Genomic DNA, 22,633 nt, shown 5'->3' with positions numbered 1-22,633 from the left:
CACAAAGGAGTCACATGAAACCCTCCCAATTTGCCAAAGGATTCCAAGCGCGCCCGGATATCACGACGAGCGAGAAGCGCACGGCGCTTGATCGGCTCAATGCGATCGACGGCATCGTCAAGTCCGAGACGCCGCCCCCGGCGCCGACCAAATCCGCGAAGAAGGACATCGCACCGCCGCCTGCTCCGGAATTCACGATCGATCCGTCGATCGACGAATCGCAGCAATATCGCGCGTGGCGTCTCGAGAATCGCTATGCACCCGGGCAGGTGATCGAGCTGCCGCTGAAGGCGATCAAGCACAGCCCGTTCAACCCGCGGCACTTCTATCTGAAATCGTCGATTGCCGAACTCGCAGTCAACCTCGCGAAGCAGGGACAGCAGCAGGCGATCCACGTGATTCCGGATTACGACAACCCGGGCACGTATTTCGTCAGCGATGGCGGGCGTCGCGTGCGGGCGCTGAAGGAAGCGAACAAGGAATCGGTCAAGGCGATCGTGATCGATGTGCCGATCGGCATCCAGAGCTACAAGCTCGGCTACGACCTGAACGTTCAGCGCGATTCGCAGACGGTGTTCGACAACGCCGTCGTGTGGCGCCGCTTCCTCGACGACAAGCATTTCCAGAGCCAGAAAGAACTCTCCGAGCATCTCGGCCTCGACGAGTCGACGGTGGCCGTCGCGCTGTCGATCGGCAAGTTGCCGGAAGCGATCATGCAGGAAATGGTCGCACGCCCCGATCGCTTCGGATCGAACATGGCGTATCAGGTCGGCCGCTATCACAATGCGCGCGGCACCGAGGCCACGCTGCGGCTGATCAACAAGATCGTGTCGGACGATCTCAGCACGCGCCAGGTGTCGGACATCGTCAAGGGTCGCGTCGCGGCACAGGAGACGCCGAAGCCTGCAGGCCGTCAGCGCTATGCGCAGCGTCTCGAGATCAAGCTCGGCGGCAAGTCGGTCGGCGACCTGAAGTCGTATGGCGAAGACCGCATCGAATTGCGCCTGCGCGGCCTCCCGAAGGACAAGCGCGACGCGATTCTCGAGCAGCTCGAGCGGATGCTGTTGTCGGAGTAAGGAAAACGGCCCGCAGGGCCTATTGAGGGCGCCGGTCCCGCCCGATCAGGGGGCGGAGCCGGCGGCGGCCCGTCAACGGGCCTGAGCGGGCCTCAAGCGGCCCGCGACTGGTTCAGCGTGAACGACAGCAGGTCGCCGTCCGTCGGCTCTCCCCAGGTCTTCTGGGCCAGCCAGTCGAAAAAGGCCGTCTCGGCCAGCTTGGAATCGAGGCCGCGCTTGCGCCAGTCGTCGCGCAGATGCGAGCCCATCGTCGGCAACGCCTCGGATTCGAACGACTCGCGCGCCACTTCGCGCTCCGCGTCGCCCTGCTCTTCGTACAGCACCTTCGCTTCCTTGCGGCGGAACGCCGCGAACTCGCTCAGCAGGCGGGCCTTCAGATCGTCCGGCTGGGCAGCCGCGACCTTCGCGGACGGCGTGCCGGCAGGCAGCGCATCGACCGATTCGACCGGCGGCGCATACCCCTTCTTCAGCGCATCCTTGAACAGCGCCGGCGCGCTGCGCACCGGCGGGAGCGTCGTGCTGCGCATCCGCTGCTCCGTCATCTGCAGTGCGGCGCGAATCCGGTTTTCCTCGCTGTCCGCGTAGAGCGTCTGCGCTTCCTTCAGCGGGATCCCGAGCTTCACCATCCGGTCGACCAGCGTGCTGTCGAACACGTTCGGGTGTTCGTCGAGCGCGAGCATCGGCTGCTTGCGCTCGGTCACGCGGAACTGGATCTCGGCAACCCGGCGCCCTTCGCGGTGCTCGATCAGCTCGACGAAGATGTTCGTGACCGCGTTGACTTCCGCGATCGCCGGGCGCAGGTAGTCGCGCTTGAAGTACTTGTACTCGCGCTTCGCTTCGTCGCCGGCTTCCGTGTCGGGTGTGCCCGACAGGATCGGCCGCCACCATTCCCACGGCTCGCGCATCGTCAGGTGGCTCGGGTTCGTCAGGTAGCGCACGCAGATCTCGTACAGCGCGAGACCCGCGCTGCTGCGCAGCTGGCTCTGGAACTGCAGGCTCAGACGCGCGTACTGGACCGGGTCGAGCAGCTTCTTCTTGATCTTCGGCGCGAACGAGAATTCGACCCACACGCGGCGGGTGGTCGGATCCTCGAGAATTTCCGCATCCGCGATCAGCGTGGAGATCCCCCACTTGCGGCCCGGCTTCTGGCTCGACGTCCCCGTGCTCCATTCGACCTGCACCGACACCATGCGGCGCAGGTGTTCCTTCACCAAGGCGGTGTCGTTCGAATCGAAAGCGGAGTTGGCGACGATGTCCGACAGCAGTGCGCGATACGTATCGCCCGAGTCGTCGGCCTGCTGCGCGACGGCCAGCAGGACATTGAACAGCTTGCGAGTGAGGAGCGTGATCTTGCCGCTCTTCGGCTGAATGGCGATCGCCTCGACGGCCTTTCGCAATTCGGCTGAACTGGCACTCACCACATCCACATCGGTTTTCTTGGCGCGCTTCGTCGTGGCCATACGTCGGGTCGGAGGAGAAGTTTCCCGGAAGGATAGCGCCTGCGGTGATGTGCGTCCAGAACGACATGCTCACCATAGCCGGTGAAGCGCGCCGGCAAAACGGCACTCACCCGAACGGCTCCCGAAAACGCTCACCGGTCCGCCGTTGCGGCGTTCCGGACTCTTCCAGACGTGCCGCGGCATGCGCCGATTCACAGAATTTCACCTGTGCTCGACACGTGCGGAATTGGCTCCCGTATCGGCTCACCTTTCGATTTGTCGTAATTTTGCGACTGCGCAGTCGTGAGTTCGACACAGGCTCGCGATTGCACCTCACCGGATCTCGTCGACCGCCGCCCAGCGGCCTGTATGCATGTACAGGCGTGGCGCGCCGGGAGATCGATTCGGCTTCGACACATGCAAAAGCGCCGTCGAAACCGGCACGCGCAGCCCGATCAGCGCGTGTTTGGCCAGCCCGGGCGCGCATTGTACAGCGCGCAAATCGTATCCGGTCCCGAAAATACTCACCTCAAGCACAGCCTGCTGATTCATCCGGCTACCGACGAACGCCCGACACGCGCGGGATCGGCTGCCAACGACTCCCGAAAACGCTCACCTTACCGACGAAATGCGGCACAGCAGCGGGCACGGAAAACGCTCCCGAAAAACCTCACCGTAACCGGCGCGGTATCAAAAACTCCAATCTCTTCCGATACTTATGCACAGTAGGCATTTGGCTGTGCGGCGTCAGGATCCCCCGAAAAACCTCACCTTTGGACCGGAATCCTTCATACGACAACCGTATGTCAGCCCCCGAAAAATCTCACCTGTGCCAAAAAGTGGCACAGCAAAAACGAGATTTCTTCCAGTCCTGGCGGGCTTTTCAGCGAATTTGGCCGGCAACAGGTCCCGAAAAGCCTCACCTTTGCCCATTTTTTCAGCACCTCCGGCTCCCGGAAAATCTCACCTGTAAGCCGGATCACGGTCTGTGATCCATGCCCCGAAAAAGCTCACCTTAACGGGATCGGGGCAGGAAAACCCGGATTTCCCTCCCGAAAAACCTCACCTTTGGGGCATCACAGGCCCCCGAGAGCACTTTTGCTGTGCAAAATGGCGTTCGCTTCCCGGAAATCCTCACAGCAAATTCCCGTGGAGTCCCGTGAAACCTCACCTTTCGCCAAATCTGCCCAAAAGATGGGCAAAATCGGGGCGTGAAGCGGGTCCTGCAAATTCTCACCTATGTCTGCACAGGCAGAAAACTGTGCAGTCAGGCACAGCGCGGGTTCCATGGCTGTGAGGCCCCGAAAACCCTCACCTTTGGGAAAACGCGTGTTTTACTGTGATCCCGAATCCGCTCACGACCCTTCCTGCAACGGCTCACGCAGCTCCCCGAACCCCATCACGTCAGCTCCCGCAGAAGGTCACCTTGGCTCCCGTAAAACTTCACCTTGTCGGCCGGAAAGCCTTGCTCCATAAGGCTGTGCCGTGGCGTTAACGTTTTTAACTAAGGGTTCAAGGGTGTTTACTTCTAATACTCTCAAGACATCGGCTGACGAGTTTTCCACAGACACCCAACCCCTGAACACCGACCGGCAACCGGATCCGGTGTCATGTGAAACAAAGGCCGAAATTCGCGGTTCGCTGGAAAATGCTTGCAAGACAAGGACTTGGCTGACTTTCTTCGCTTTGTTTCACGGAATTCCGAGCTTCCTTCGACCAGATGGACTCATGGATCCGATTTCTGTGCAAAACGACGTAAATTCACAACGGACCCTCGAAAAAAGTATCAATAAATACGTATTTCGTTATGATTGCAACATTTCATAGTCTGCGAGTGTGGTCATGACCCTGGACGAAATGCGTCAAGTCATTCGGGAAGAACTGGAATCGCTGCGCGCAAGCGGTGCACGGCGCCAGGAACTGTCACTGCATGCGTGCAAACGCTTGTTCTTCGATCTCGGTATCCGGCCGTCGGCCGCCAACGTCCGCGATCTCACCCAGACCGGCAGCGCCAGCGACATCCCGAAAGACATCGACCATTTCTGGGAGCGCATTCGTTCCGCGTCCAAGATCAGGCTGGACGGCGCGGCGATCCCGAAAGCCGTCGAGGAAAAAGCCGGCGCGTTGCTGGGCGCACTCTATGAAGAAGCATTGAAAGCGGCGCGCGACAGCCTCGATGGCGACCGCGAGCAGGTTCGCGCCGACATGGCCGAAGCCGAACAGCGGTTGCGTGACGCAACCGTCCGCCAGGAAACGCTCGAAGGGGCGCTCGCGCGCGGGGAAGCGAGAAACGAACAATTGCAGGCGCGGGTAACCGAACTCGAGGTTCAGCTCGCGTCGCAAACGACTCACGGTTCGGCAAGCGAAGCAACGTTGCTCACCACAGTCGCACGACTGGAAAAGGAACTGGCCGCGGCTGCCGGCCGGATCGAAGCCGAACAGGCACAGAACGCCGCCCTGCGCGACCGCATCGATGCGCTGCAAGCCGAATTACAGCAGCGTACCGAGCACTATGCGCAGCAAATCAAGGATGCGGTGGCCGAAGCCGAGCGTCGCGTCAAACCGATGCTGGTCGAACTGGACTCGTTGCGCAGCATGGCGTCGACCTACCAGAGCGGGTTGCGCGACGTCCAGCGCAAGGAGTTCGATTTCCTGCAGCAATTGAGTTCGGCCAAGGCGCGCGCCGACCGGCTCGAAGAACAGCTGCGTACGCAGAGCGACGAACTGGAGCGCGCAACGCGTGACGTGAGTTCGTTGCGCGCGAACCGCGGAATGAATCCGGAAATCGCCGCGCTGATCCGGCGCCTGGCCGAGGCGGGACAACTCGACGCGGATGCGTATGCCGCGATCGGCACCGCGCTGGATCACGAGATTCCGGCGCCGACCCAGTGCCCGCATTGCGATGGCGAACCGGAACTGTCGCACGGCGACGAAGGTTTTGAAGTCGCGTGCCCCGAGTGCGAGCACGCTTCCGGCACCTGGCCGTCCCGCTTCGAAGCCGTCGCGCGTTTTGCGCACACCTGACCGGGAGGCCAGCGGCGCCGCACAGGTGAGATGATCCGGGAAGCTTGAGGTGAGATTTTTCGGGAGCTGTGAAACGGTGAGGCTGCGCCACACAAGGCTGCTCACGGATCGGTTCGCGTGAGCAGCCGGTTCCCGATCAGTGAGTTTCGTCGCGGTCGGACGCGTCACCGTTGTGGTCGGCCAGCCCGTCGCGCCAGTTTTTCCACGCGCGATGCAGGCGATTCGACGAGATCGGCCGCATGAAGCCCAGCCATTTGCCGACCCGCTCGGGCGGCACGTCGTGCTCGAACAATTCCGCCGCATAGGTGTTGCGCAATGTTTGCGGGCTGGCGCGCGCGGTGCGTGACGACGTGAGCCCGGCCGATTCGACGATCGCATCGATCGCGCGCAGCATCGTCGCCTTGTGCATCGGTCGCCCGGCATGCGATGCGGGGAAGACGAGTTCTCCCGGAATCTCCTGGCGCTTGCGCTCGGTGAGCCAGGCTTCGAGCAAAGCGATCGCAAACGAGGCCAGATGGGTCTCCCGCGAATAATCCGGATGCGTCGACTCGATCCGCAGCGACGTGCCACTCGTATTGATGCAACTAATCGTAAGTGAGCGCGCTTCGCCGGTTTTGATGCCGGCGCCGAGAAATGCAGCGACGAGCGCGCGGTCGCGACGCTCCTTCCAGTATGCGGAACCCGATACGCCGATCGGCGAAAACAGATAGGCGAGCAACGTCGCGCGCTCTGCCGGCGTGAGGAAACCGGTCGGCTCGTTGTCGCGCGCCTTGCGCCAGTTCGCTTCGCCATCCTGAGCAATGAAGCGGGCCGGATTGGTCGACGCGTACTCGGTGCGGCGGATATGGTCGAGCACGCGCTCGATCAGCCGGAGATAGCGCATCCGCTGCGTTTTCTTGATCGGCAACTCGCCGACGAAGTTCGCGATGGTCGGTGTATCGACCGTCGCCAGGTTCTTTTGATGCGCGCGCATCCACGCGAGAAACGCGCCCCACTGTGCGCGATAGACATCGGCTGACGAGCGGCGATAGTCCTGCATGGCCAGCCATGCGTCGAACGCAGCTTCGGGCGACGCGACCCAGTCGGACGCATCGCGGTCGAACAGATCCTTTTCTTCCGGGTGTGCGGCAGTGTCGGGAGCGGCGGGAAGGGACATGGTATTAATTCCGTTAGTTGCGTATATGGTAGCCCTTTCCGCAACGTCTCGGGCAGCGAACGGGTGAACCGGCCGCCGTGCGGCTCGGCCGGGGCTGGGCCATCAGTCTCCCCACGCCTTGGACGGGCGCAGCGCGCGCGCGGGACGCGCGGTGTCGTGCGCCGTTGCCGCGGCTTCATAGGCGAGAACGGCGAACGAAAAGACCGCGGGCAGCGCATTCGAGCGCCCGAAGTCGATCGGATCGTCGGTTTCGGGAAACGTCATGTCCGACGGCCGTTCGAACAACTGGCGCATGCCCGCGTCGTGCCGGCTCGCAAAGCCGAGATCGGCGAGCGCTTCGGCTTCGATCGCGTGCAGCAGGCGCCACGTCAGCGGCACGCGCTGACGGATGTAGCGCCCGGCGATATGGCGGACGATCAATTCGAGGTCGTGCGCGGCAGCCTTGAAGCTGAGCGCGGCCAAATCTTGTTCTTCTGTCATTGCAGGCTCCTGTCGACCAGGGCGGGCGCCTCGGTGCGCCGGCTCCGGCCCGTGCATGGCGGAATGTCCGTATACTGTACAAACATACAGTGTTTTCCGCAACAGGCCTGCGATTGGCCTTTTGGCCGACTATCCGCGCCGTCAGCGATGGATCACGATCAGCAGTGCCCGCGCTTCGGCCTTGCCGGGATTGCGGATCGCATGCGGCTCGTCGGCCGGGTAGCGCGCGGTGTCGCCCGTCTTCAGGCGCCGGCTGGCGGCGGCGGCCTCGATTTCCATCGCGCCCTGCAGCACGGTGAGATGTTCGCGCGTGCCCGGTTCGTGCGCGTTCGATACCAGTGCGCCGCCGCCGGGCAGCGTCAGCTCGTACCACTCGAACTTGCCGGCGAGGTCGATCGGGCCCCATACGCGCAGCTGGTACCGGCCGTCGTGGCCGGCGAGCGTCGGAATGTCGTGCGGGCCGTCCACACGAATCGTCTCGGGCGCCTTCGGCTGCGAGAACAGTTCGTCGAGCGTGATGCCGAGCGCGTTCGTCAGCCGCCACGCGACGGCGATCGTCGGGTTGGCCTTGTCGCGTTCGATCTCGGAGAGCATCGATTTCGATACGCCGGCCGCGCGCGACAGGTCGTCGAGCGTCAGCTTGCGCTCGTTGCGCAGTCGCTGGATCTGCTCGCCCACGCGCGGCGGGGTCGCGGCCGGTGGTTGCGGGGCGGCTGCGGCGGGCGGGCGCCGCGATCCGGAGGAACTTGCCATTTGGATTCCGTTCGCTTAGAGTTGTTCGATATTTCGAATTCCAGTTCGGAATATCGGATAAGTGCGGTCAACCGAACGACCGACTATAACAGTAGCAGGCCGTTGCGCCGCCACGAGCAGTGCGCTGCGGAATGCGAATCCCTGTCAGGAGCTTTGCGATGCGTGATGCCTTTCTCGCCCAGGTGCGCGGGACGCTCGACCAGATCCGCGCGGACGGTTTTTACAAGACCGAGCGCGAGATCGCGAGTCCCCAGGCGGCAGCCGTGCGGCTCGCCGGCGGTGCCGGCGTGCTCAATTTCTGCGCGAACAACTATCTGGGTCTGGCGAACGATCCGCGCCTGCTCGACGCGGCGAAGGCCGGCCTCGACCAGGACGGCTTCGGCATGGCATCGGTGCGCTTCATCTGCGGCACGCAAACCGTCCACAAGCAACTGGAAAGCGCGCTGGCCGCGTTTCTCGGCACCGAGGACAGCATCCTCTATTCGAGCTGCTTCGACGCGAACGGCGGCCTGTTCGAAACATTGCTCGACGAGAACGACGCAGTGATCAGCGACGAGCTGAACCACGCGAGCATCATCGACGGCATTCGCCTGTGCAAGGCGAAGCGTTTCCGCTACAAGAACAACGATCTCGCCGACCTCGAGGCGAAGCTCAAGGAAGCCGATGCCGCGGGCGCGCGGCACAAGCTGATCGCCACCGACGGCGTGTTCTCGATGGACGGCATCATCGCCGATCTCAAAGGCATCTGCGATCTCGCCGATCGCTACGGCGCACTGGTGATGGTCGACGATTCGCATGCGGTCGGCTTCATCGGCACGCACGGCCGCGGCACGCCCGAACACTGCGGCGTCGAAGGCCGCGTCGACATCATCACGGGCACGCTCGGCAAGGCGCTCGGCGGCGCCTCGGGCGGTTATGTCGCCGCGCGTCGCGAGGTGATCGAGCTGCTGCGCCAGCGCTCGCGTCCATATCTGTTCTCGAACACGCTCACGCCGAGCATCGCCGCGGCGTCGCTGAAGGTGCTGGAACTGCTCGGCAGCGACGAAGGCGCGAAGCTGCGCGAGCGCGTGCGCGAGAACGGCGCGCGATTCCGCAAGCAGATGACCGAAGCCGGCTTCACGCTCGTGCCCGGCGCGCATCCGATCATCCCGGTGATGCTCGGCGACGCGCAGCTCGCGACGAACATGGCCGACAGGCTGCTCGGCGAAGGCGTCTACGTGATCGGCTTCTCGTTCCCCGTCGTGCCGCGCGGCCGTGCGCGCATCCGTACGCAGATGAGCGCCGCGCATACGCCCGAGCAGATCGACCAGACGGTCGCCGCGTTCGTGCGCGTCGGCAAGTCGCTCGGCATCATCTGACGGAGGCGCGACCATGAAAGCACTGGCAAAGCTCGAACGCGGCCCCGGCCTCACGCTCACGCGGGTGAAGCGCCCCGAAGTCGGCCACAACGACGTGCTGATCAAGATCCGCCGCACGGCGATCTGCGGCACCGACATCCATATCTGGAAGTGGGACGACTGGGCGCAGAAGACGATTCCGGTGCCGATGCACGTCGGCCACGAATACGTCGGCGAGATCGTCGAGATGGGGCAGGAAGTGCGCGGCTTCGCGATCGGCGATCGCGTGTCCGGCGAAGGTCACATCACGTGCGGTTTCTGCCGCAACTGTCGCGCCGGGCGCCGGCATCTGTGCCGCAACACGGTGGGCGTCGGCGTGAACCGCGAAGGCGCGTTCGCCGAATACCTGGCGATTCCGGCATTCAACGCGTTCAAGATTCCGCCGGAGATTTCCGACGATCTCGCGTCGATCTTCGATCCGTTCGGCAACGCGACGCACACGGCGTTGTCGTTCAACCTCGTCGGCGAGGACGTGCTGATCACCGGCGCCGGCCCGATCGGCATCATGGCCGTCGCGATCGCGAAGCACGTCGGCGCGCGCAACGTCGTCATCACCGATATCAACGACTATCGGCTCGAGCTCGCGCGCAAGATGGGCGCGACGCGGGCGGTCAACGTCGCGCGCGAGTCGCTGCGCGACGTGATGGCCGACCTGCACATGACCGAAGGCTTCGACGTCGGTCTCGAGATGTCGGGCGTGCCGAGCGCGTTCACGAGCCTGCTCGAGGCGATGAACCACGGCGGCAAGGTTGCGCTGCTCGGCATCCCGCCCGCGCAGACGGCGATCGACTGGAACCAGGTGATCTTCAAGGGGCTCGAGATCAAGGGCATCTACGGCCGCGAGATGTTCGAGACCTGGTACAAGATGGTCGCGATGCTGCAGAGCGGCCTCGACCTGTCGCCGATCATCACGCACCGCTTCGCGGCCGACGATTACGAGCAAGGCTTCGCCGCGATGCTGTCCGGCGAAAGCGGCAAGGTGATTCTCGACTGGACCGTCTGAGTCGACTGAGTGTCGAGACGGGGCAGCGCGGCGCGATCGCCGCCTGCCCCGTTTTCGTTTGCACGCGCACCGTCACACGTCGAAACGCGTGACGCAGCGCTTGAGGTGAGATTATTCGGGAGCTGTGTTTGCGTGCCGAATCGCCGCACGATCCCGCATCGGTGACCGGCAATTGCACGTTCGCTTCACCGGTCGGCAGCTGCTTCGCTTCTCTCCCGTCACGCCATCCGGCGCCTGTTTCTCCACTTCCCCGCAGTTCCCCGCTTCGCTTGGCGTGCACGCGTTCGCCCGCCACCCTATGCGACATCATGCCGAACCGAAACCTCAACCGTGAGCCGCACCCCGCGTTGCGACTCACTGATGCGCGGGCGATCGGCTTCGATCGGTGCGCCGACCGCTACTTGATCCGTTCACCATTCGATCCGCGCGGGTCGAGCTGAAGGCTCAACACGACGAGCCAGCGCTTCGGACACTGCGGCGCAACGTCGAGCGGATCGCCATGCGCGCCGGGAGCCGTGACGAACCCGTGTTGCGCCGCGTACCGGTACGCGCGCAACGCATCCGCCTGCAGCCAGAAGCTCACGAGCGCGCACGTCGCGAAGCGGAACAGCAGCACGGCCGCCGCGTCCGGTGCGAAACCGGCTGCGGCCAGCACGCCTTCGAACGCGAACGTCAACACGTGCGCCACCGCGATCGTGACGATCGTCAGCTTCATCACGCCACGCAGCCTTAGCGCCGCCCGCACGCGTGCCTGCCGGATGGCGAGCCGTGCGCGATCGTCGTCGTCATCGCGCTTGCGCACATCGGGTTTCACGATGCCGCACCGGCTTGCCGCGCGACGTCGATCTGCATCGTGCCGTGCGCGCGCGTGCTGCCGTCGGCGCCGCCGACGGCCTTGCACAGGATCGTGCTGTCGTAGTTGTGCCCCGGAAAGCGCACCACGTCGACCGGCTGAAATCCGTCGCGACGATAGAACGCGATGAGCCGAGCCGCCGCGTACGGCGCGTCGAGCGCGAGATGCGTCGCGCCGCGCGCGGCGGCACGACGTTGCGCGAATGCGAGCAGCGCGCGGCCGATGCCGCGATCCTGCCAGACCGGATCGACGGCCAGCTGCTCGAGCGTCGCGACGCGCCGGCTGCGATACGGATCGCAGCGCGAATCGGGATCGTGCGAGCGCATCGTCATCGTCGCGACCAGATGCGCGTTGCCGAGTGCGACGAAGCACTCGCCGGTCAGCACGCGTTCGCGCGTCGCCGCGGCCGGCTGATCGACGCACGGGCAATTGAAGCCCAAGGCGCCGAGCGGCGCGAACGCGCGATGCAGCAGCGCGGTCAGCGTGTCGTACGAATCGCTGCGCGGGTCGAAGCGCCGCACGATGACGCGGCGGTCGAGCCGCTTCGCATAAGCCGCATAGGCGCGCGCGGGGCGCGCGGATTCCGGTCGCTGCATGATGTCCTTTCGCCCAGACAGGGTGACCGAAGTGTAGTGAGCGTCGCGTCGCCGCTTCAAGAAAAAATGTCGTAAACGCGGCCGGCCTCGACGTCTCCGCCAGGACCCGACGAGGCCCTCTCGCCGGCAGGGCTTTTCACATGAAGGTTGACGCCGGAGAACGATCGTTCTACCGTAAACCCATGAACACACTTCTCGACTCCTCCGGCGAACCGGGCGTGCGCGACCGGCTGCTCGACGCAGCCGAAGCGCTGATCTATTCGGGCGGCATCCATGCGACCGGCGTCGATGCGATCGTCAAGCGATCCGGCGCGGCACGAAAGAGCTTTTATTCGCATTTCGAATCGAAAGAGGCGCTGGTGGTCGCCGCGCTCGAACGTCGCGACGAGCGCTGGATGCGCTGGTTCGTCGACGCCACGCTGGCGCGCGGCAAGACGCCGCGCGCGCAACTGCTCGGCATGTTCGACGTGCTGCGCGACTGGTTCGGGCAGCCGGACTTTCACGGCTGCGCGTTCCTGAATACGGCGGGCGAGATACCCGACGCCGACGATCCCGTGCGCGTCGTTGCCCGCATGCACAAGGCGCGTCTGCTGGCGTTCGTGCGCGAGCGCTTCGACGCCTGTGCCGACGAAACCGGCATCGAGCGCCGCGGGCTCGCGCGCATCGCGCGTCAGTGGCTCGTGTTGATCGACGGCGCGATCGGCGTGGCGCTCGTCAGTGGCGATGCAAACGCCGCGCGCGATGCGCGCGCGACGGCCGAACTGCTGCTCGATGCCGTAGCGCGGTAGCCGACGCAGCGAACCCGTACCGGCTGCGTGCGTTCGCGGCCACAACCCTGAACAGGAGCAACCCATGTCCGCTTCCCCCGAAGTTCGTCCGCCCGTTCCGCCCTTCACGCTCGACACGGCGCGCCAGAAAGTGCGCGCCGCCGAGGACGCGTGGAACACGCGCGACCCGCAACGCGTGTCGCTCGCCTATACGCCGCAAAGCCGCTGGCGCAATCGCGCGGAATTCGTGACGGGCCGCGACGAGATCGTCGGGCTGCTGCAGCGGAAGTGGGCGCGCGAACTCGACTACCGGCTGATCAAGGAGCTGTGGGCGTTCGACGGCAATCGCATCGCGGTGCGTTTTGCGTACGAGTGGCATGACGATGCGGGTAACTGGTTCCGTTCGTACGGCAACGAGAACTGGGCGTTCGACGAGAACGGCCTGATGGCGCATCGCCACGCGAGCATCAATGATCTGCCGATTCGCGAGGCGGACCGCCTTTATCACTGGCCGCTTGGTCGTCGTCCGGACGATCATCCGGGGCTGTCCGACCTCGGGCTGTGATGCCGCGCACGCGCTCAACGGAGCGGCGAACGCGTCCCCGCGGTTCAATGGTGAGGAAATTCGGGAGCCGTCCGTTGAAGGTGAGATTTTTCGGGACGAGGTGAAATGCTGCGTCGGACTGTGTGCTTCGACCCGGTCGACGCGGCCTTGCGCCCGATGAAGCGGCGGACGTCTCGACGTGCTGCGGTGTGCGTCGTCGCGTGATGCATCTCACCGATCGCGTCGAAGCGAACGTGTGTTGACGATCGGTGGGTGCGAGCGCGACGTGCAACTCACCGATCGAATTGATTTCGACGTCAACGAAGATCCGCGCAAACAGTGCGCGTTGCGATGTGCCGTCGCTCACCGCTCGACTTCACCGCGACGTATCGGCGGAGTCTGCACAAGTGCGCAACCGCATCGCGTGCCGCTCACCGCAGACTATTCACGCAGTGCCGCCCGGCGCGAACGCCGGACGCGCCCCTCAACCGGCAACCCGCGCGGCGATCGCCTCGCCTACTTCCTGCGTGCCTGCATGGCCGCCGAGATCGCGGGTATGCGGCCCCGTGCGCAGCACGTCCTCGATGGCGGCGACGATCGCATCGTGCGCGTCGCGTTCGCGGCCCGTGCCGTTGCCGAGGAAGTCGAGCATCATCGCCGCCGACCAGATCATCGCGACCGGATTCGCGATGTATTGCCCCGCGATGTCGGGTGCGGAACCGTGCACGGGTTCGAACAGCGACGGGAACGTGCGGTCGGGGTTCAGGTTCGCCGACGGCGCGATGCCGATCGTGCCCGTACACGCCGGCCCGAGATCCGACAGGATGTCGCCGAACAGGTTCGACGCGACGACGACGTCGAAGCGGTCCGGTTGCAGCACGAAGCGCGCGCACAGGATGTCGATGTGCTGCTTGTCGACCGCGATTTCCGGATAGCGTTCGGCCATCTCGGCCGCGCGCGCGTCCCACCACGGCATGCTGATCGCGATGCCGTTGCTTTTCGTCGCGACGGTCAAGCGCTTCGCGCGCCGCTGCGCGAGCTCGAACGCGAATTTCAGCACGCGCTCGGTGCCGTGCCGCGTGAAGATCGACTGCTGCATCACGACTTCGCGTTCGGTGCCTTCGAACATCGTGCCGCCCACCGACGAATATTCGCCCTCGGTGTTCTCGCGCACGATCATGAAATCGATGTCGCCGGCGCGGCGGCCGGCGAGCGGCGACGGCACGCCGTCGAACAGGCGCGCGGGCCGCAGGTTGATGTACTGGTCGAATTCGCGGCGGAATTTCAGCAGCGAGCCCCACAGCGAAATGTGATCGGGCACGGTCGCCGGCCAGCCGACCGCGCCGAACAGGATCGCATCCATGTCCGACAGCTGCGCTTTCCAGTCGTCCGGCATCATCTTGCCGTGCCGCGCGTAGTAGTCGCAGCTCGCCCAGTCGATCTCGACGAAGTCGAAGCGCACGCCGAAGCGCGCGGTCACGGCGGCGAGCACGCGCAGCCCCTCGGGCATCACTTCGCGGCCGATGCCGTCGCCGGGGATCACGGCAATCCTGTAAGTCCTGTCGGTCATGCAAATCTCCTTGGCTGGTCGGCCAGCTGCCGGGAAGGCAACGGCCCGTCACGTCATTCTATTTATTTCCATCCGGATTAAAATCACGCAAAAGTTAATCGACTTTCCACGAATCGTGAATAAATCGCCGAACCTTGACGACCTGCGCGTGTTCAGCCTGGTCGTCCGCCTCGCGAGCTTCAGCGCGGCCGCCGAGCAGCTCGCGGTATCGCCCGCGTACGTCAGCAAGCGCATCGCGATGCTCGAGGCGCAGCTCGGCACGCGCCTGCTGCATCGCTCGACACGCCGCATGACGGTCACCGAAGCCGGCGAACGCGTGTTCGCGCGCGCGGAGAAGATTCTCGACGACGTCGATCATCTCGTCGAGGACGTGTCGACCACGCGCACGGTGCCGCGCGGCACGCTGCGCCTGTCGAGCAGCTTCGGCTTCGGCCGGCACGTCGTCGCGCCGGCGCTGCTCGACTTCAGCGCGCGCTATCCGCAGTTGAACGTGCGGCTCGATCTGTTCGACCGGCTCGTCGACGTGGCCGGCGAAGGCTACGACCTCGACGTGCGCATCGGCGACGAGATCGCCGATCACCTGATCGCGCGCCGCCTCGCCACGAACCATCGCGTGCTGTGCGCGTCGCCCGACTATCTGGCCCGCCGCGGAACGCCGCGCTCGCTGGCCGATCTCGCCTCGCACGACTGTCTCGCGATCAAGGAGCGCGATCATCCGTTCGGCGTATGGCGGCTGACCGTGCGCGGCGAAACGGCCACGGTGAAGGTCGGCGGCGCACTGTCGACGAACCATGGCGAGGTGGCCGTGCAATGGGCGCTGGCCGGGCGCGGCATCGTGCTGCGCTCGATCTGGGAGGCCGGGCCGCTGATCGAACGCGGCGCGTTGTGCCGCGTGCTGCCGGACGCGCTTCAGCCCGCGAACATCTGGGCCGTGTATCCGGAACGCGTCGCGGCGTCGGCGAAGGTACGCGTGTGCGTGGATTTCCTGGTGGAGACGCTGGCCGGCCTGAATGCCGTCGCGAGCGACGATACGGCCTGAAACCGGCTAAAGGTGAGCTTTTACGGGGGCGTGCGCAGGCGCCGTCGACGGCGCCTGCGGGCGCGTTACGCGGCGCTCGACGCACCGAGCATCAAGTCGAGATTCTGCACGGCCGCGCCGGATGCGCCTTTGCCGAGATTGTCGAACACCGCGGACAGCAGCACCTGGCCGCGCGCTTCGTTGACGAACACGCCGAGCCGCAGATCATTGGTGCCGTTCAGCGCTTGCGGATCGAGATGTGTTGCCGCGGCGGCGTCCGCGAGCGGTGTCACGTCGACGTGGCGCGCGTCCGCGTAGTGGTGCGCGAGACACGCATGCAGCCGCTCACCGGTCACGCCGGCCGGAAGCAGACGCAGCTCGATCGGAATGGTCAGCACGATGCCTTGCCGATAGGCACCGTAGGCCGGCACGAAGAACGGGCGGTGCGCGAGGCCCGCATGCTGCCGGATCTCGGGCACGTGCTTGTGTTCGAGCGCGAGGCCGTACACCTGCAGCGGCAACGGGGGCGTGGCGGCGTCGGCCGATTCGAATGCGTCGACGGCCGCCCGGCCGCCACCCGAGTAACCGGACACCGCGTGGATGCTCACCGGGTAGTCGCGCGGCAGCAGCCCGGCCTGCAGCAGCGGGCGAAGCAGGCCGATCGCGCCGGTCGGGTAGCAGCCGGGATTGGTCACGCGCTTCGCATGTGCGATGTCCTGCGCGTGTCCGTCGGCCATCTCGGGAAAGCCGTAGACCCAGTCGGGCTGCGTGCGATGGGCCGAACTCGCGTCGATCACGCGTACCGCCGGGTTCCGGATGAAGCCGACCGCTTCGCGCGCGGCCGCGTCGGGCAGGCACAGGACGGCGATATCGCACGCGTTGAGTGCATCGGCGCGGCGCGCGGGGTCCTTGCGTTCGGCGGCGGGAAGCGTGAGCAGCCGTACGTCGGTGCGGTCGCGCAGACGCGCGTGAATCTGCAACCCGGTCGTGCCCTGGTCGCCGTCGATGAAGACAGTGGGGAAGCTCATGATGGTCGTGTGCGTCGCGTTCGGTCGTCGGGGGAAACCGTATCGTCCACCGAACGCCTAGAATAGGAAAAGTTGAATTTGCTGATCGTATGATTCAGCTTTCCTGAACGAGAGGGATGCGATGCGCGAGATCAGTCTGGACCGCCTCCGTACGCTGGTCGCGATCGCGGACCAGGGTTCCTTCGTGGCGGCGGCGCAATGGCTTCACCTCGCCCCGCCGACCGTCAGTCTGCATGTCGCCGAGCTGGAAAGCCGCGTCGGCGCGCCGCTGCTATCGCGCACACGCGGCAACGTGCGCCCGTCGGTGATCGGCGAAGTGCTGGTGGAGCGGGCGCGGCGCCTGCTGGCCGAGGTCGAAGCCACGCTGGACGACGTGCAGCGACAGGTGCAGGGGTTGAGCGGGCGCGTCCGGCTCGGCGCATCGACCGGCGCGATCGCGCATCTGTTGCCGCAGGCGGTGGCCGGATTGCGCGCGCAGCATCCGGATATCGACGTGCAGATCGCGGTGCTCACGTCGCAGGACACGCTGGCGCGCATTGCACAAGGCACGCTCGATGTCGGGCTGGTTGCGCTGCCGCAGGCGCCGGTCGCGGGGCTGTCGATCCGGCCGTGGCGCCGCGATCCGGTGATGGCTTTCCTGCCTGCGGACTGGCCGCTTCCGGCCCGTGTAACGCCTGCGTATCTGGCCGCGCGGCCGCTGATCCTCAACGATGCGACGACGCGCCTGTCGCGGCTCACGACCGAATGGTTCGCGCTCGGCGGTCATCGGCCCGAGCCGCGGATCGAACTGAACTACAACGATGCGATCAAGAGCTTGGTCGCCGCGGGGTACGGCGCGACGCTGCTGCCGCACGAGGCGGGTGCCCCGCTGCCGGATGCGCGCATCGTCATGCGGCCGCTACGGCCGGCGTTGTGGCGCGAGCTGGGGATTGCCCATCGTGCCGGCCCGGTCGAACGGGCGACGCAGCACGTGCTCGACGCGCTGTGGGCGCTCGGTGCGCGATAGCCGATCATTGTGCGATCGGCCCGTGCGAGCCATGCGGCCCGCACGCGCGTTCAGATTCAGAGCCGGTTGTCCTTCGCCAGCGTGAGCACGCGCGCCCAGCGCTGTGCGTCGCGCTTGTCCATCATCGGCAGCTTCCATTCGTCGCGCACGGCGTCGCGCACGCGCACGACGAGATGCCAGCGGCCGTCGATCGGCGCGGCCTCGCAGCCGTCGAGCTGCGACAGCGTATAGCGGCCGTCCGCGCCGTCATGCGACAGCCACAGCAGCCCTTGCGTCGCGGACACGCGCAACTCGCCCCACGCGCGATGCACGACGTGCGTCCAGCCTTCTTCCTTCGTGTTCGGTGCGATGTCGCGGCGACGCTTGAGCCACCACGCGATCAGCGCGACCAGGAGCGCGGCGGCCAGCACGGCGGCCGCGATCGCGACCGGCTGGCCGAACTGCGCGGCGATGACGTGAAACAGGTGAACGGCGCCCCATCCGAGGGCGATGAGCGCGAATAGCGCAATGAAAATCGGCATGTCGAATCGGAAAGGAGGACGGGCCGGCGCATGCAGCATGCCGGCCCGTTGCACACGGCATTACCGGCGGCGGTGAATGTCGTGCGTGACGAAGCCCGCGTCGTTGACGGGCAGCGCGAGGCCGTCCTTCACCGCGAGCGTCTTGCGGATGTCGTCGAGACCCGCGGACCAGTGGTCGCGCATCGTCGACAGACCGAACTGATAGTCCTTGTAGTGATGCTCGTACGCCTTCTGCTGATAGATCAGATGCTGGATGTTGTACTTCTTCCCGCTCGACATCGCTTCGGCCTCGACGCACCACGGGTCGTTCTTGCGCTGCTCTTCCGGCACCTGTTCGAGCACGTGGCGCAGCACGTTGCGGTAGCGCTGTTCGCGCTGCAGCGTGTCGGTGACGAAACGCGTGCGGCTCGAGTACTGCACGTCCTTCGTGCGCTCGGCGACGTCGGCCATCGTGCGCGGCAGCGGCCCGCGCGCGCTCCACAGATCGACCTGGAACGCGAGCGTGTCGCGGCGCGGCCGGGCGCGGAGCACTTCCATCAGCGGCGTGTTCGACACGACACCGCCGTCCCAGTAATACTCGCCGTCGATCTCGACGGGCGGGAATGCGGGCGGCAGCGCACCGGACGCCATGAAATGCTCGGGCGCGAGGCGGATGCGCGAGTTGTCGAAGTACACGAAGTTGCCGGTGCCGACGTTGACCGCGCCGACCGACACGCGCGTCTCGCCCGAATTGATCCGGTCGAAATCGCACAGTTTCAGCAGCGTCGCGCGCAGCGCCGACGTGTCGTACCAGCTGATTTTTTCAGGATGGTCGGACACGCCCGGCAGCGGCGGCGGAAAGCGCGGCACGAAGAAGCCCTGCTGGCCCTGCATCATCGCGCTGGCGGCCTGCGACGCGGTGAAGAACGTGCGGACCTGGTCGATGCTGTTGAACAGCGCGAATTCGAACGCGGCCGGAATCGTCGGAAAGAACGCCGGTTGGCAGATCGTTTCCCAGAATTCGCGCAGGCGCTCGACGCGATGCTCGGGCGCATTGCCGGCGATCAGCGCGGTGTTGAGCGCGCCGATCGAGATGCCCGCGATCCAGTCGAGCGGAATGCCCGCCTCGTGCAGCCCTTCGAACACGCCGGCCTGGTACGCGCCGAGCGCGCCGCCGCCCTGCAGGACGAGCGCGATCGTTTCGTACGGCAGCGACCGTGCGGCCGCCGGCGCGCCGGCTTCGTGGTGCAGGTCCGCCGCATCCACGGCCTGCTTTTCGGTGCGGGCGTGCGGCTTCATTGCATGAACCAGCCGTGGCTGACGATGAACGACTGGCCCGTGAGCGCGGCGCTCGGGAACGCCGACAGGAACAGCACCGTCTGCGCGACGTCCTGCACCGTCGTGAACACGCCGTCGACCGTGTTGCCGAGCATCACCTTCTTGATCACTTCCTCTTCGCTGATGCCGAGCTCCTTCGCCTGCTCCGGAATCTGCTTGTCGACCAGCGGCGTGCGCACGAAGCCCGGACACACGACGTGCGAGCGCACGTTGTGCTTCGCGCCTTCCTTCGCCAGCACGCGCGCCAGGCCGAGCAGACCGTGCTTGGCCGTCACGTACGCCGACTTCAGCGGCGACGCTTCGTGCGAGTGCACCGAACCCATGTAGATCACGACGCCGCCGCGATCGTCCTTGTACATATGCTTGAGCGCGGCCTTCGTCGTCAGGAACGCGCCGTCCACGTGGATCGCCTGCATCTTCTTCCAGTCGGCGAACGAGTAGTTCTCGATCGGGTTGACGATCTGGATGCCCGCATTCGACACGAGGATGTCGACCGAGCCGAACGCTTCGGCCACCTTGTCGATGCCGGTGTTCACGGCTTCCTCGTTGGTCACGTCCATCGCGACGCCGATCGCCTTGCCGCCCGCCTTGTTGATCTCGTCGGCGACCGCGTTCGCGCCGTCCTGGTTCAGGTCGGCGATCGCGACGGCCGCGCCTGCCTTGGCGAGCTCCAGTGCGATTTCCTTGCCGATGCCGCTCGCGGCGCCCGTGACGACTGCGGTCTTGCCATTCAGGTTGCTCATGTTCGAATTCCCGTGGTGAAAGGATTGACAGGGAGAAAGGACTGCGGACGTGTTACTGAGCCAGGTAATCGTAGACGACTTCGCCGAGGCCCAGCGTCAAATCCGCGACGAGGTGGCGCGCCTCGACGATCTCGAGCACCGGCAGATCGGCCACCGGCGCGAGCGCGTGCGGCGCCAGCTCCAGCGATGCGGGGCCCGTCCATGCGCCCTTCATCTTGATGTCCTGCATGTAATAGCGCACCAGTTCGCAGACGCGCGCGGTGCCGTCGACGTGCGGGATGATCTTCAGCAGGAAATTGGGGCCGGCGAGCCGCTTCGTCTGCTCGTCGATGTCGAGTTCCTTGTGCTTGTAGCCCATCGTGCCGGTCGCGACGCGCACCTTGCCGTAGTCGAGCGTGCCCAGGATGTGATCGGTGTTCACGTGCAGCGTGGGCGACGCGAGCTTCTTCGGGAAGCCCCATAGCTCGCGGCCGCCGGCGATCGGCGGATGATCGTCGAGATACATCGCGAGCGTATAGCCGCCCGCCTGACCGTTGTATTCGACCGGGATCACCTGGCCGCTTTCGGTGTAATCGCCGAAGCCGGTCGAATCGGCCATGCGAATGAATTCGTAGTGGACGAGCGGCTCGGTGACCTGCAGCGGCTCGGGGACGATTTCACGGAGGCGGTCCGGATCGGTGCGGTACGTGATGATCAGAAACTCACGATCGACGAAACGGTACGGGCCCATCGGGAACGCAGGGCTGGTCAACGGCATCGCAAACGCTTTCGATCGGACATCGCTGGGTTTCATGCGGACTCCTTGTTGTTGATCGCTTCGTGGATGAGTGGACGTAATCGTATGCCTGTGCGTTGCCGTTGTGCGATGCCGCATCTGGAATTAATTGTTGCCGATTTCGAATAATTTGCGGCGTAAATATTGAGATGAATGAGACAAACGGCCTGGACGGCGTGCCGGCCGGGCCATGGTCGCACGCATCGATGACGCCATCGTGTGAAAAGGGTGAGTCTTTACGGGAGAGAGGGTGAGCCTTTACGGGAAACGGTCGCGCGGGAATATGACAATTGTGTGAACTTGTGTTGCAGTGCAGGCTCTAAGTGCGTTCGCCGCGCGGGCCTTGTCCGGGCGGCTGCCGCATTAAGCACCGCTTAAGCGGCGACGCTCTAGCATCGTTCGACTCCGGCCGGGCAACCGGCCGATCCTTGACGCCCCACGCAACCGGATTCATGCAGAACCTCAATCTCGCCCTCTTTTCCGCCATCAACGCCGGCGGTGCACCGCACCCGGGCGTTGCCCGCCTCGCGATCTTCGCCGCCGACTGGCTCGTCTATGCGCTGCCCGCGATGCTGCTGCTGACCTGGATCTTCGGCGCACGCCCCGCGCGGCACCAGGCGATCGAAGCCGGCGTCGGCGTCTGCGTGGCGCTCGTGCTCGCGCAGATGCTCGGGCATGTCTGGTTCTCGCCGCGCCCGTTCATGGCCGGCGTCGGCACGCAGCTGATTCCGCACGCGCCGGACAGTTCGTTTCCGAGCGATCACATGACGTTCGCGTGGAGCATGGCGGTCGGCCTGCTGCTCGGCGGCACGACGCGGGTCACCGGTTTCGTGATGGCCGCGATGGCCGTGGCGATCGCATGGGGGCGCGTCTATGCGGGCGTGCACTGGCCGTTCGACATGGCGGGCGGGGTGCTGGTCGGCACGGTGGGCGCGCTGGCCGCGCACCTGTACGGGCAACGCGTGACCGCGCTGCTCGAACGGCTCGGCGATTCGGTGCATGCGGTCGTGATGGGGCGCCGGCAGGCGCCGTAAGCAGAAGGAAGCGGCGGAACGCCGTCAGCCGGACGAGCCGGATGTGCGGGCCGATTCGGCCGAGGCGGACGGGCTGCCGCCCGCATCGTGCAGTTCAGGCGTATCGGCCGGATGCCGCGCGGCATCGCGGTCGAGGGCGCTTTCCTTCAGGATCGCGCACATCGCGACGAACAGCGCGAGGACGACCGCGGCGAGGCCGCAATAACCGGCGATCTTCAGGTGGCGAAGGAAAGGCGAAGCGTGGCTTTCTTTTGTCATGACCGGGCGCTCCTGGGCGGGCTGCGGCGGCTGTCGCCCGACAGCGGCGTCGCAGACATACATATATACCCGCCGCGATGCCGGTGCCAAGCCCGCTGCTGCGCCGACGCCACGATTGTTTCAGCCGCCGGTCGAGCGGTATCCGCCCCGCTTGTATGTTCAGTACTGACCAGTACGGTAAAGTCTGGTGGTAGCCAGACGAGACCGTGCAGTTTGCCCCGCGCTTGGGTGTTGGAGCCCGTGACTGAGTACAAAACGCACGGTTGCCGTGCTGG

At 65.3% G+C, this 22,633-nt stretch carries 23 protein-coding genes; 9 read left to right on the top strand and 14 right to left on the bottom strand.

Annotated elements, in window-relative coordinates; all coding sequences use genetic code 11:
• The first annotated feature begins 14 nt into the window (after positions 1 to 14).
• Complete coding sequence (locus MMB92_RS29850) at positions 15 to 1,076, top strand: ParB/RepB/Spo0J family partition protein (RefSeq protein WP_062885083.1); 1,062 nt, start codon at positions 15 to 17, stop codon at positions 1,074 to 1,076.
• Positions 1,077 to 1,168: 92 nt separating this feature from the next.
• Here the strand turns inward: MMB92_RS29850 and MMB92_RS29845 are convergent, their stop codons facing one another.
• The gene (locus tag MMB92_RS29845; RefSeq protein ID WP_006480193.1) at positions 1,169 to 2,536 is read right to left on the bottom strand and encodes a replication initiation protein; all 1,368 of its coding nucleotides are present in this window, start codon (positions 2,534 to 2,536) and stop codon (positions 1,169 to 1,171) included.
• Between the two features lie 312 nt (positions 2,537 to 2,848).
• Positions 2,849 to 3,067 (bottom strand): hypothetical protein, encoded by a 219-nt coding sequence (locus MMB92_RS29840; protein WP_080324691.1) that lies wholly within the window; start codon positions 3,065 to 3,067, stop codon positions 2,849 to 2,851.
• Positions 3,068 to 4,357: 1,290 nt separating this feature from the next.
• Here MMB92_RS29840 and MMB92_RS29835 point away from each other — a divergent pair.
• Positions 4,358 to 5,539, top strand: a complete 1,182-nt coding sequence (locus tag MMB92_RS29835) for a DNA-binding protein (RefSeq protein WP_006485168.1) — start codon at positions 4,358 to 4,360, stop codon at positions 5,537 to 5,539.
• 136 nt (positions 5,540 to 5,675) lie between these two features.
• On the opposite strand, the gene MMB92_RS29830 is transcribed toward MMB92_RS29835, so the two are convergent.
• The 3 genes from MMB92_RS29830 to MMB92_RS29820 form a co-directional block, all read right to left on the bottom strand.
• A complete protein-coding gene (locus MMB92_RS29830) occupies positions 5,676 to 6,695 on the bottom strand; it encodes a tyrosine-type recombinase/integrase (protein ID WP_006485171.1) in 1,020 nt (339 codons plus the stop codon).
• A 102-nt stretch (positions 6,696 to 6,797) separates the two neighbouring features.
• Positions 6,798 to 7,175, bottom strand: a complete 378-nt coding sequence (locus MMB92_RS29825; protein ID WP_006485149.1) for a DUF2471 family protein — start codon at positions 7,173 to 7,175, stop codon at positions 6,798 to 6,800.
• A gap of 141 nt (positions 7,176 to 7,316) precedes the next feature.
• Complete coding sequence (locus MMB92_RS29820) at positions 7,317 to 7,928, bottom strand: XRE family transcriptional regulator (protein ID WP_006496226.1); 612 nt, start codon at positions 7,926 to 7,928, stop codon at positions 7,317 to 7,319.
• A gap of 158 nt (positions 7,929 to 8,086) precedes the next feature.
• Here MMB92_RS29820 and MMB92_RS29815 point away from each other — a divergent pair, with 158 nt between their 5' ends.
• Together MMB92_RS29815 and tdh are read left to right on the top strand one after the other, a co-directional pair.
• Complete coding sequence (locus MMB92_RS29815) at positions 8,087 to 9,286, top strand: glycine C-acetyltransferase (RefSeq protein WP_006496225.1); 1,200 nt, start codon at positions 8,087 to 8,089, stop codon at positions 9,284 to 9,286.
• 13 nt (positions 9,287 to 9,299) lie between these two features.
• Positions 9,300 to 10,328: an L-threonine 3-dehydrogenase gene (gene tdh / locus MMB92_RS29810; protein WP_006480187.1), complete on the top strand. Its 1,029-nt coding sequence runs from the start codon at positions 9,300 to 9,302 to the stop codon at positions 10,326 to 10,328.
• A 397-nt stretch (positions 10,329 to 10,725) separates the two neighbouring features.
• On the opposite strand, the gene MMB92_RS29805 is transcribed toward tdh, so the two are convergent.
• Together MMB92_RS29805 and MMB92_RS29800 are read right to left on the bottom strand one after the other, a co-directional pair.
• A complete protein-coding gene (locus tag MMB92_RS29805; RefSeq protein WP_006493628.1) occupies positions 10,726 to 11,142 on the bottom strand; it encodes a hypothetical protein in 417 nt (138 codons plus the stop codon).
• The gene (locus MMB92_RS29800; RefSeq protein ID WP_060211084.1) at positions 11,139 to 11,777 is read right to left on the bottom strand and encodes a GNAT family N-acetyltransferase; all 639 of its coding nucleotides are present in this window, start codon (positions 11,775 to 11,777) and stop codon (positions 11,139 to 11,141) included. The genes MMB92_RS29805 and MMB92_RS29800 overlap by 4 nt, the downstream gene beginning before the upstream one ends.
• Before the next feature lie 182 nt (positions 11,778 to 11,959).
• Here MMB92_RS29800 and MMB92_RS29795 point away from each other — a divergent pair, with 182 nt between their 5' ends.
• Positions 11,960 to 12,565, top strand: coding sequence for a TetR/AcrR family transcriptional regulator (locus MMB92_RS29795; RefSeq protein ID WP_060211085.1), 606 nt, complete (start codon positions 11,960 to 11,962; stop codon positions 12,563 to 12,565).
• A gap of 64 nt (positions 12,566 to 12,629) precedes the next feature.
• Positions 12,630 to 13,109: a nuclear transport factor 2 family protein gene (locus tag MMB92_RS29790; RefSeq protein WP_006485164.1), complete on the top strand. Its 480-nt coding sequence runs from the start codon at positions 12,630 to 12,632 to the stop codon at positions 13,107 to 13,109.
• Between the two features lie 463 nt (positions 13,110 to 13,572).
• On the opposite strand, the gene MMB92_RS29785 is transcribed toward MMB92_RS29790, so the two are convergent.
• Positions 13,573 to 14,658: a tartrate dehydrogenase gene (locus MMB92_RS29785; protein WP_048987622.1), complete on the bottom strand. Its 1,086-nt coding sequence runs from the start codon at positions 14,656 to 14,658 to the stop codon at positions 13,573 to 13,575.
• Between the two features lie 115 nt (positions 14,659 to 14,773).
• Here MMB92_RS29785 and MMB92_RS29780 point away from each other — a divergent pair, with 115 nt between their 5' ends.
• Positions 14,774 to 15,697, top strand: coding sequence for a LysR substrate-binding domain-containing protein (locus tag MMB92_RS29780; RefSeq protein WP_006485150.1), 924 nt, complete (start codon positions 14,774 to 14,776; stop codon positions 15,695 to 15,697).
• Positions 15,698 to 15,762: 65 nt separating this feature from the next.
• Here MMB92_RS29780 and argC read toward each other — a convergent pair whose 3' ends face one another.
• Positions 15,763 to 16,704, bottom strand: coding sequence for an N-acetyl-gamma-glutamyl-phosphate reductase (argC, locus tag MMB92_RS29775; protein WP_006485160.1), 942 nt, complete (start codon positions 16,702 to 16,704; stop codon positions 15,763 to 15,765).
• 121 nt (positions 16,705 to 16,825) lie between these two features.
• Here argC and MMB92_RS29770 point away from each other — a divergent pair, with 121 nt between their 5' ends.
• Positions 16,826 to 17,710 (top strand): LysR family transcriptional regulator, encoded by an 885-nt coding sequence (locus MMB92_RS29770; protein WP_006485167.1) that lies wholly within the window; start codon positions 16,826 to 16,828, stop codon positions 17,708 to 17,710.
• Positions 17,711 to 17,766: 56 nt separating this feature from the next.
• Here MMB92_RS29770 and MMB92_RS29765 read toward each other — a convergent pair whose 3' ends face one another.
• From MMB92_RS29765 to MMB92_RS29750, 4 genes are read right to left on the bottom strand one after another with little or no spacing between them, the layout of a single operon-like run.
• Entirely contained in the window at positions 17,767 to 18,231 is a 465-nt protein-coding gene (locus MMB92_RS29765; RefSeq protein WP_084751085.1) for a hypothetical protein, read from the bottom strand.
• Between the two features lie 60 nt (positions 18,232 to 18,291).
• Positions 18,292 to 19,509, bottom strand: a complete 1,218-nt coding sequence (locus tag MMB92_RS29760; protein WP_006496219.1) for a patatin-like phospholipase family protein — start codon at positions 19,507 to 19,509, stop codon at positions 18,292 to 18,294.
• Positions 19,506 to 20,291, bottom strand: a complete 786-nt coding sequence (locus MMB92_RS29755) for a 3-hydroxybutyrate dehydrogenase (protein ID WP_006485158.1) — start codon at positions 20,289 to 20,291, stop codon at positions 19,506 to 19,508. The genes MMB92_RS29760 and MMB92_RS29755 overlap by 4 nt, the downstream gene beginning before the upstream one ends.
• Before the next feature lie 52 nt (positions 20,292 to 20,343).
• Positions 20,344 to 21,084 (bottom strand): acetoacetate decarboxylase, encoded by a 741-nt coding sequence (locus tag MMB92_RS29750; protein WP_006485181.1) that lies wholly within the window; start codon positions 21,082 to 21,084, stop codon positions 20,344 to 20,346.
• Positions 21,085 to 21,518: 434 nt separating this feature from the next.
• On the opposite strand from MMB92_RS29750, the gene MMB92_RS29745 reads away from it, so the two are divergent.
• Positions 21,519 to 22,100 carry an undecaprenyl-diphosphatase gene (locus MMB92_RS29745; protein ID WP_006485151.1) on the top strand — a complete coding sequence of 194 codons (582 nt, stop codon included), beginning with the start codon at positions 21,519 to 21,521 and terminating at the stop codon, positions 22,098 to 22,100.
• 24 nt (positions 22,101 to 22,124) lie between these two features.
• Here the strand turns inward: MMB92_RS29745 and MMB92_RS29740 are convergent, their stop codons facing one another.
• Positions 22,125 to 22,358: a hypothetical protein gene (locus MMB92_RS29740; RefSeq protein ID WP_006485180.1), complete on the bottom strand. Its 234-nt coding sequence runs from the start codon at positions 22,356 to 22,358 to the stop codon at positions 22,125 to 22,127.
• Positions 22,359 to 22,633 lie beyond the last annotated feature (275 nt).

Source organism: Burkholderia sp. IO2, from assembly GCF_029522185.1.
GTDB lineage: Bacteria > Pseudomonadota > Gammaproteobacteria > Burkholderiales > Burkholderiaceae > Burkholderia > Burkholderia cenocepacia.
This window is presented reverse-complemented; position numbering and strand designations above follow the sequence as displayed.

Bases quoted from the DNA above. Each gene is read 5' to 3' on its own strand.
- MMB92_RS29850 (WP_062885083.1), top strand. From the start codon at position 15: ATGAAACCCTCCCAATTTGCCAAAGGATTCCAAGCGCGCCCGGATATC.
- MMB92_RS29845 (WP_006480193.1), bottom strand. From the start codon at position 2,536: ATGGCCACGACGAAGCGCGCCAAGAAAACCGATGTGGATGTGGTGAGT.
- MMB92_RS29840 (WP_080324691.1), bottom strand. From the start codon at position 3,067: ATGAATCAGCAGGCTGTGCTTGAGGTGAGTATTTTCGGGACCGGATAC.
- MMB92_RS29835 (WP_006485168.1), top strand. From the start codon at position 4,358: ATGACCCTGGACGAAATGCGTCAAGTCATTCGGGAAGAACTGGAATCG.
- MMB92_RS29830 (WP_006485171.1), bottom strand. From the start codon at position 6,695: ATGTCCCTTCCCGCCGCTCCCGACACTGCCGCACACCCGGAAGAAAAG.
- MMB92_RS29825 (WP_006485149.1), bottom strand. From the start codon at position 7,175: ATGACAGAAGAACAAGATTTGGCCGCGCTCAGCTTCAAGGCTGCCGCG.
- MMB92_RS29820 (WP_006496226.1), bottom strand. From the start codon at position 7,928: ATGGCAAGTTCCTCCGGATCGCGGCGCCCGCCCGCCGCAGCCGCCCCG.
- MMB92_RS29815 (WP_006496225.1), top strand. From the start codon at position 8,087: ATGCGTGATGCCTTTCTCGCCCAGGTGCGCGGGACGCTCGACCAGATC.
- tdh (WP_006480187.1), top strand. From the start codon at position 9,300: ATGAAAGCACTGGCAAAGCTCGAACGCGGCCCCGGCCTCACGCTCACG.
- MMB92_RS29800 (WP_060211084.1), bottom strand. From the start codon at position 11,777: ATGCAGCGACCGGAATCCGCGCGCCCCGCGCGCGCCTATGCGGCTTAT.
- MMB92_RS29795 (WP_060211085.1), top strand. From the start codon at position 11,960: ATGAACACACTTCTCGACTCCTCCGGCGAACCGGGCGTGCGCGACCGG.
- MMB92_RS29790 (WP_006485164.1), top strand. From the start codon at position 12,630: ATGTCCGCTTCCCCCGAAGTTCGTCCGCCCGTTCCGCCCTTCACGCTC.
- MMB92_RS29785 (WP_048987622.1), bottom strand. From the start codon at position 14,658: ATGACCGACAGGACTTACAGGATTGCCGTGATCCCCGGCGACGGCATC.
- argC (WP_006485160.1), bottom strand. From the start codon at position 16,704: ATGAGCTTCCCCACTGTCTTCATCGACGGCGACCAGGGCACGACCGGG.
- MMB92_RS29770 (WP_006485167.1), top strand. From the start codon at position 16,826: ATGCGCGAGATCAGTCTGGACCGCCTCCGTACGCTGGTCGCGATCGCG.
- MMB92_RS29765 (WP_084751085.1), bottom strand. From the start codon at position 18,231: ATGCCGATTTTCATTGCGCTATTCGCGCTCATCGCCCTCGGATGGGGC.
- MMB92_RS29760 (WP_006496219.1), bottom strand. From the start codon at position 19,509: ATGAAGCCGCACGCCCGCACCGAAAAGCAGGCCGTGGATGCGGCGGAC.
- MMB92_RS29755 (WP_006485158.1), bottom strand. From the start codon at position 20,291: ATGAGCAACCTGAATGGCAAGACCGCAGTCGTCACGGGCGCCGCGAGC.
- MMB92_RS29750 (WP_006485181.1), bottom strand. From the start codon at position 21,084: ATGAAACCCAGCGATGTCCGATCGAAAGCGTTTGCGATGCCGTTGACC.
- MMB92_RS29745 (WP_006485151.1), top strand. From the start codon at position 21,519: ATGCAGAACCTCAATCTCGCCCTCTTTTCCGCCATCAACGCCGGCGGT.
- MMB92_RS29740 (WP_006485180.1), bottom strand. From the start codon at position 22,358: ATGACAAAAGAAAGCCACGCTTCGCCTTTCCTTCGCCACCTGAAGATC.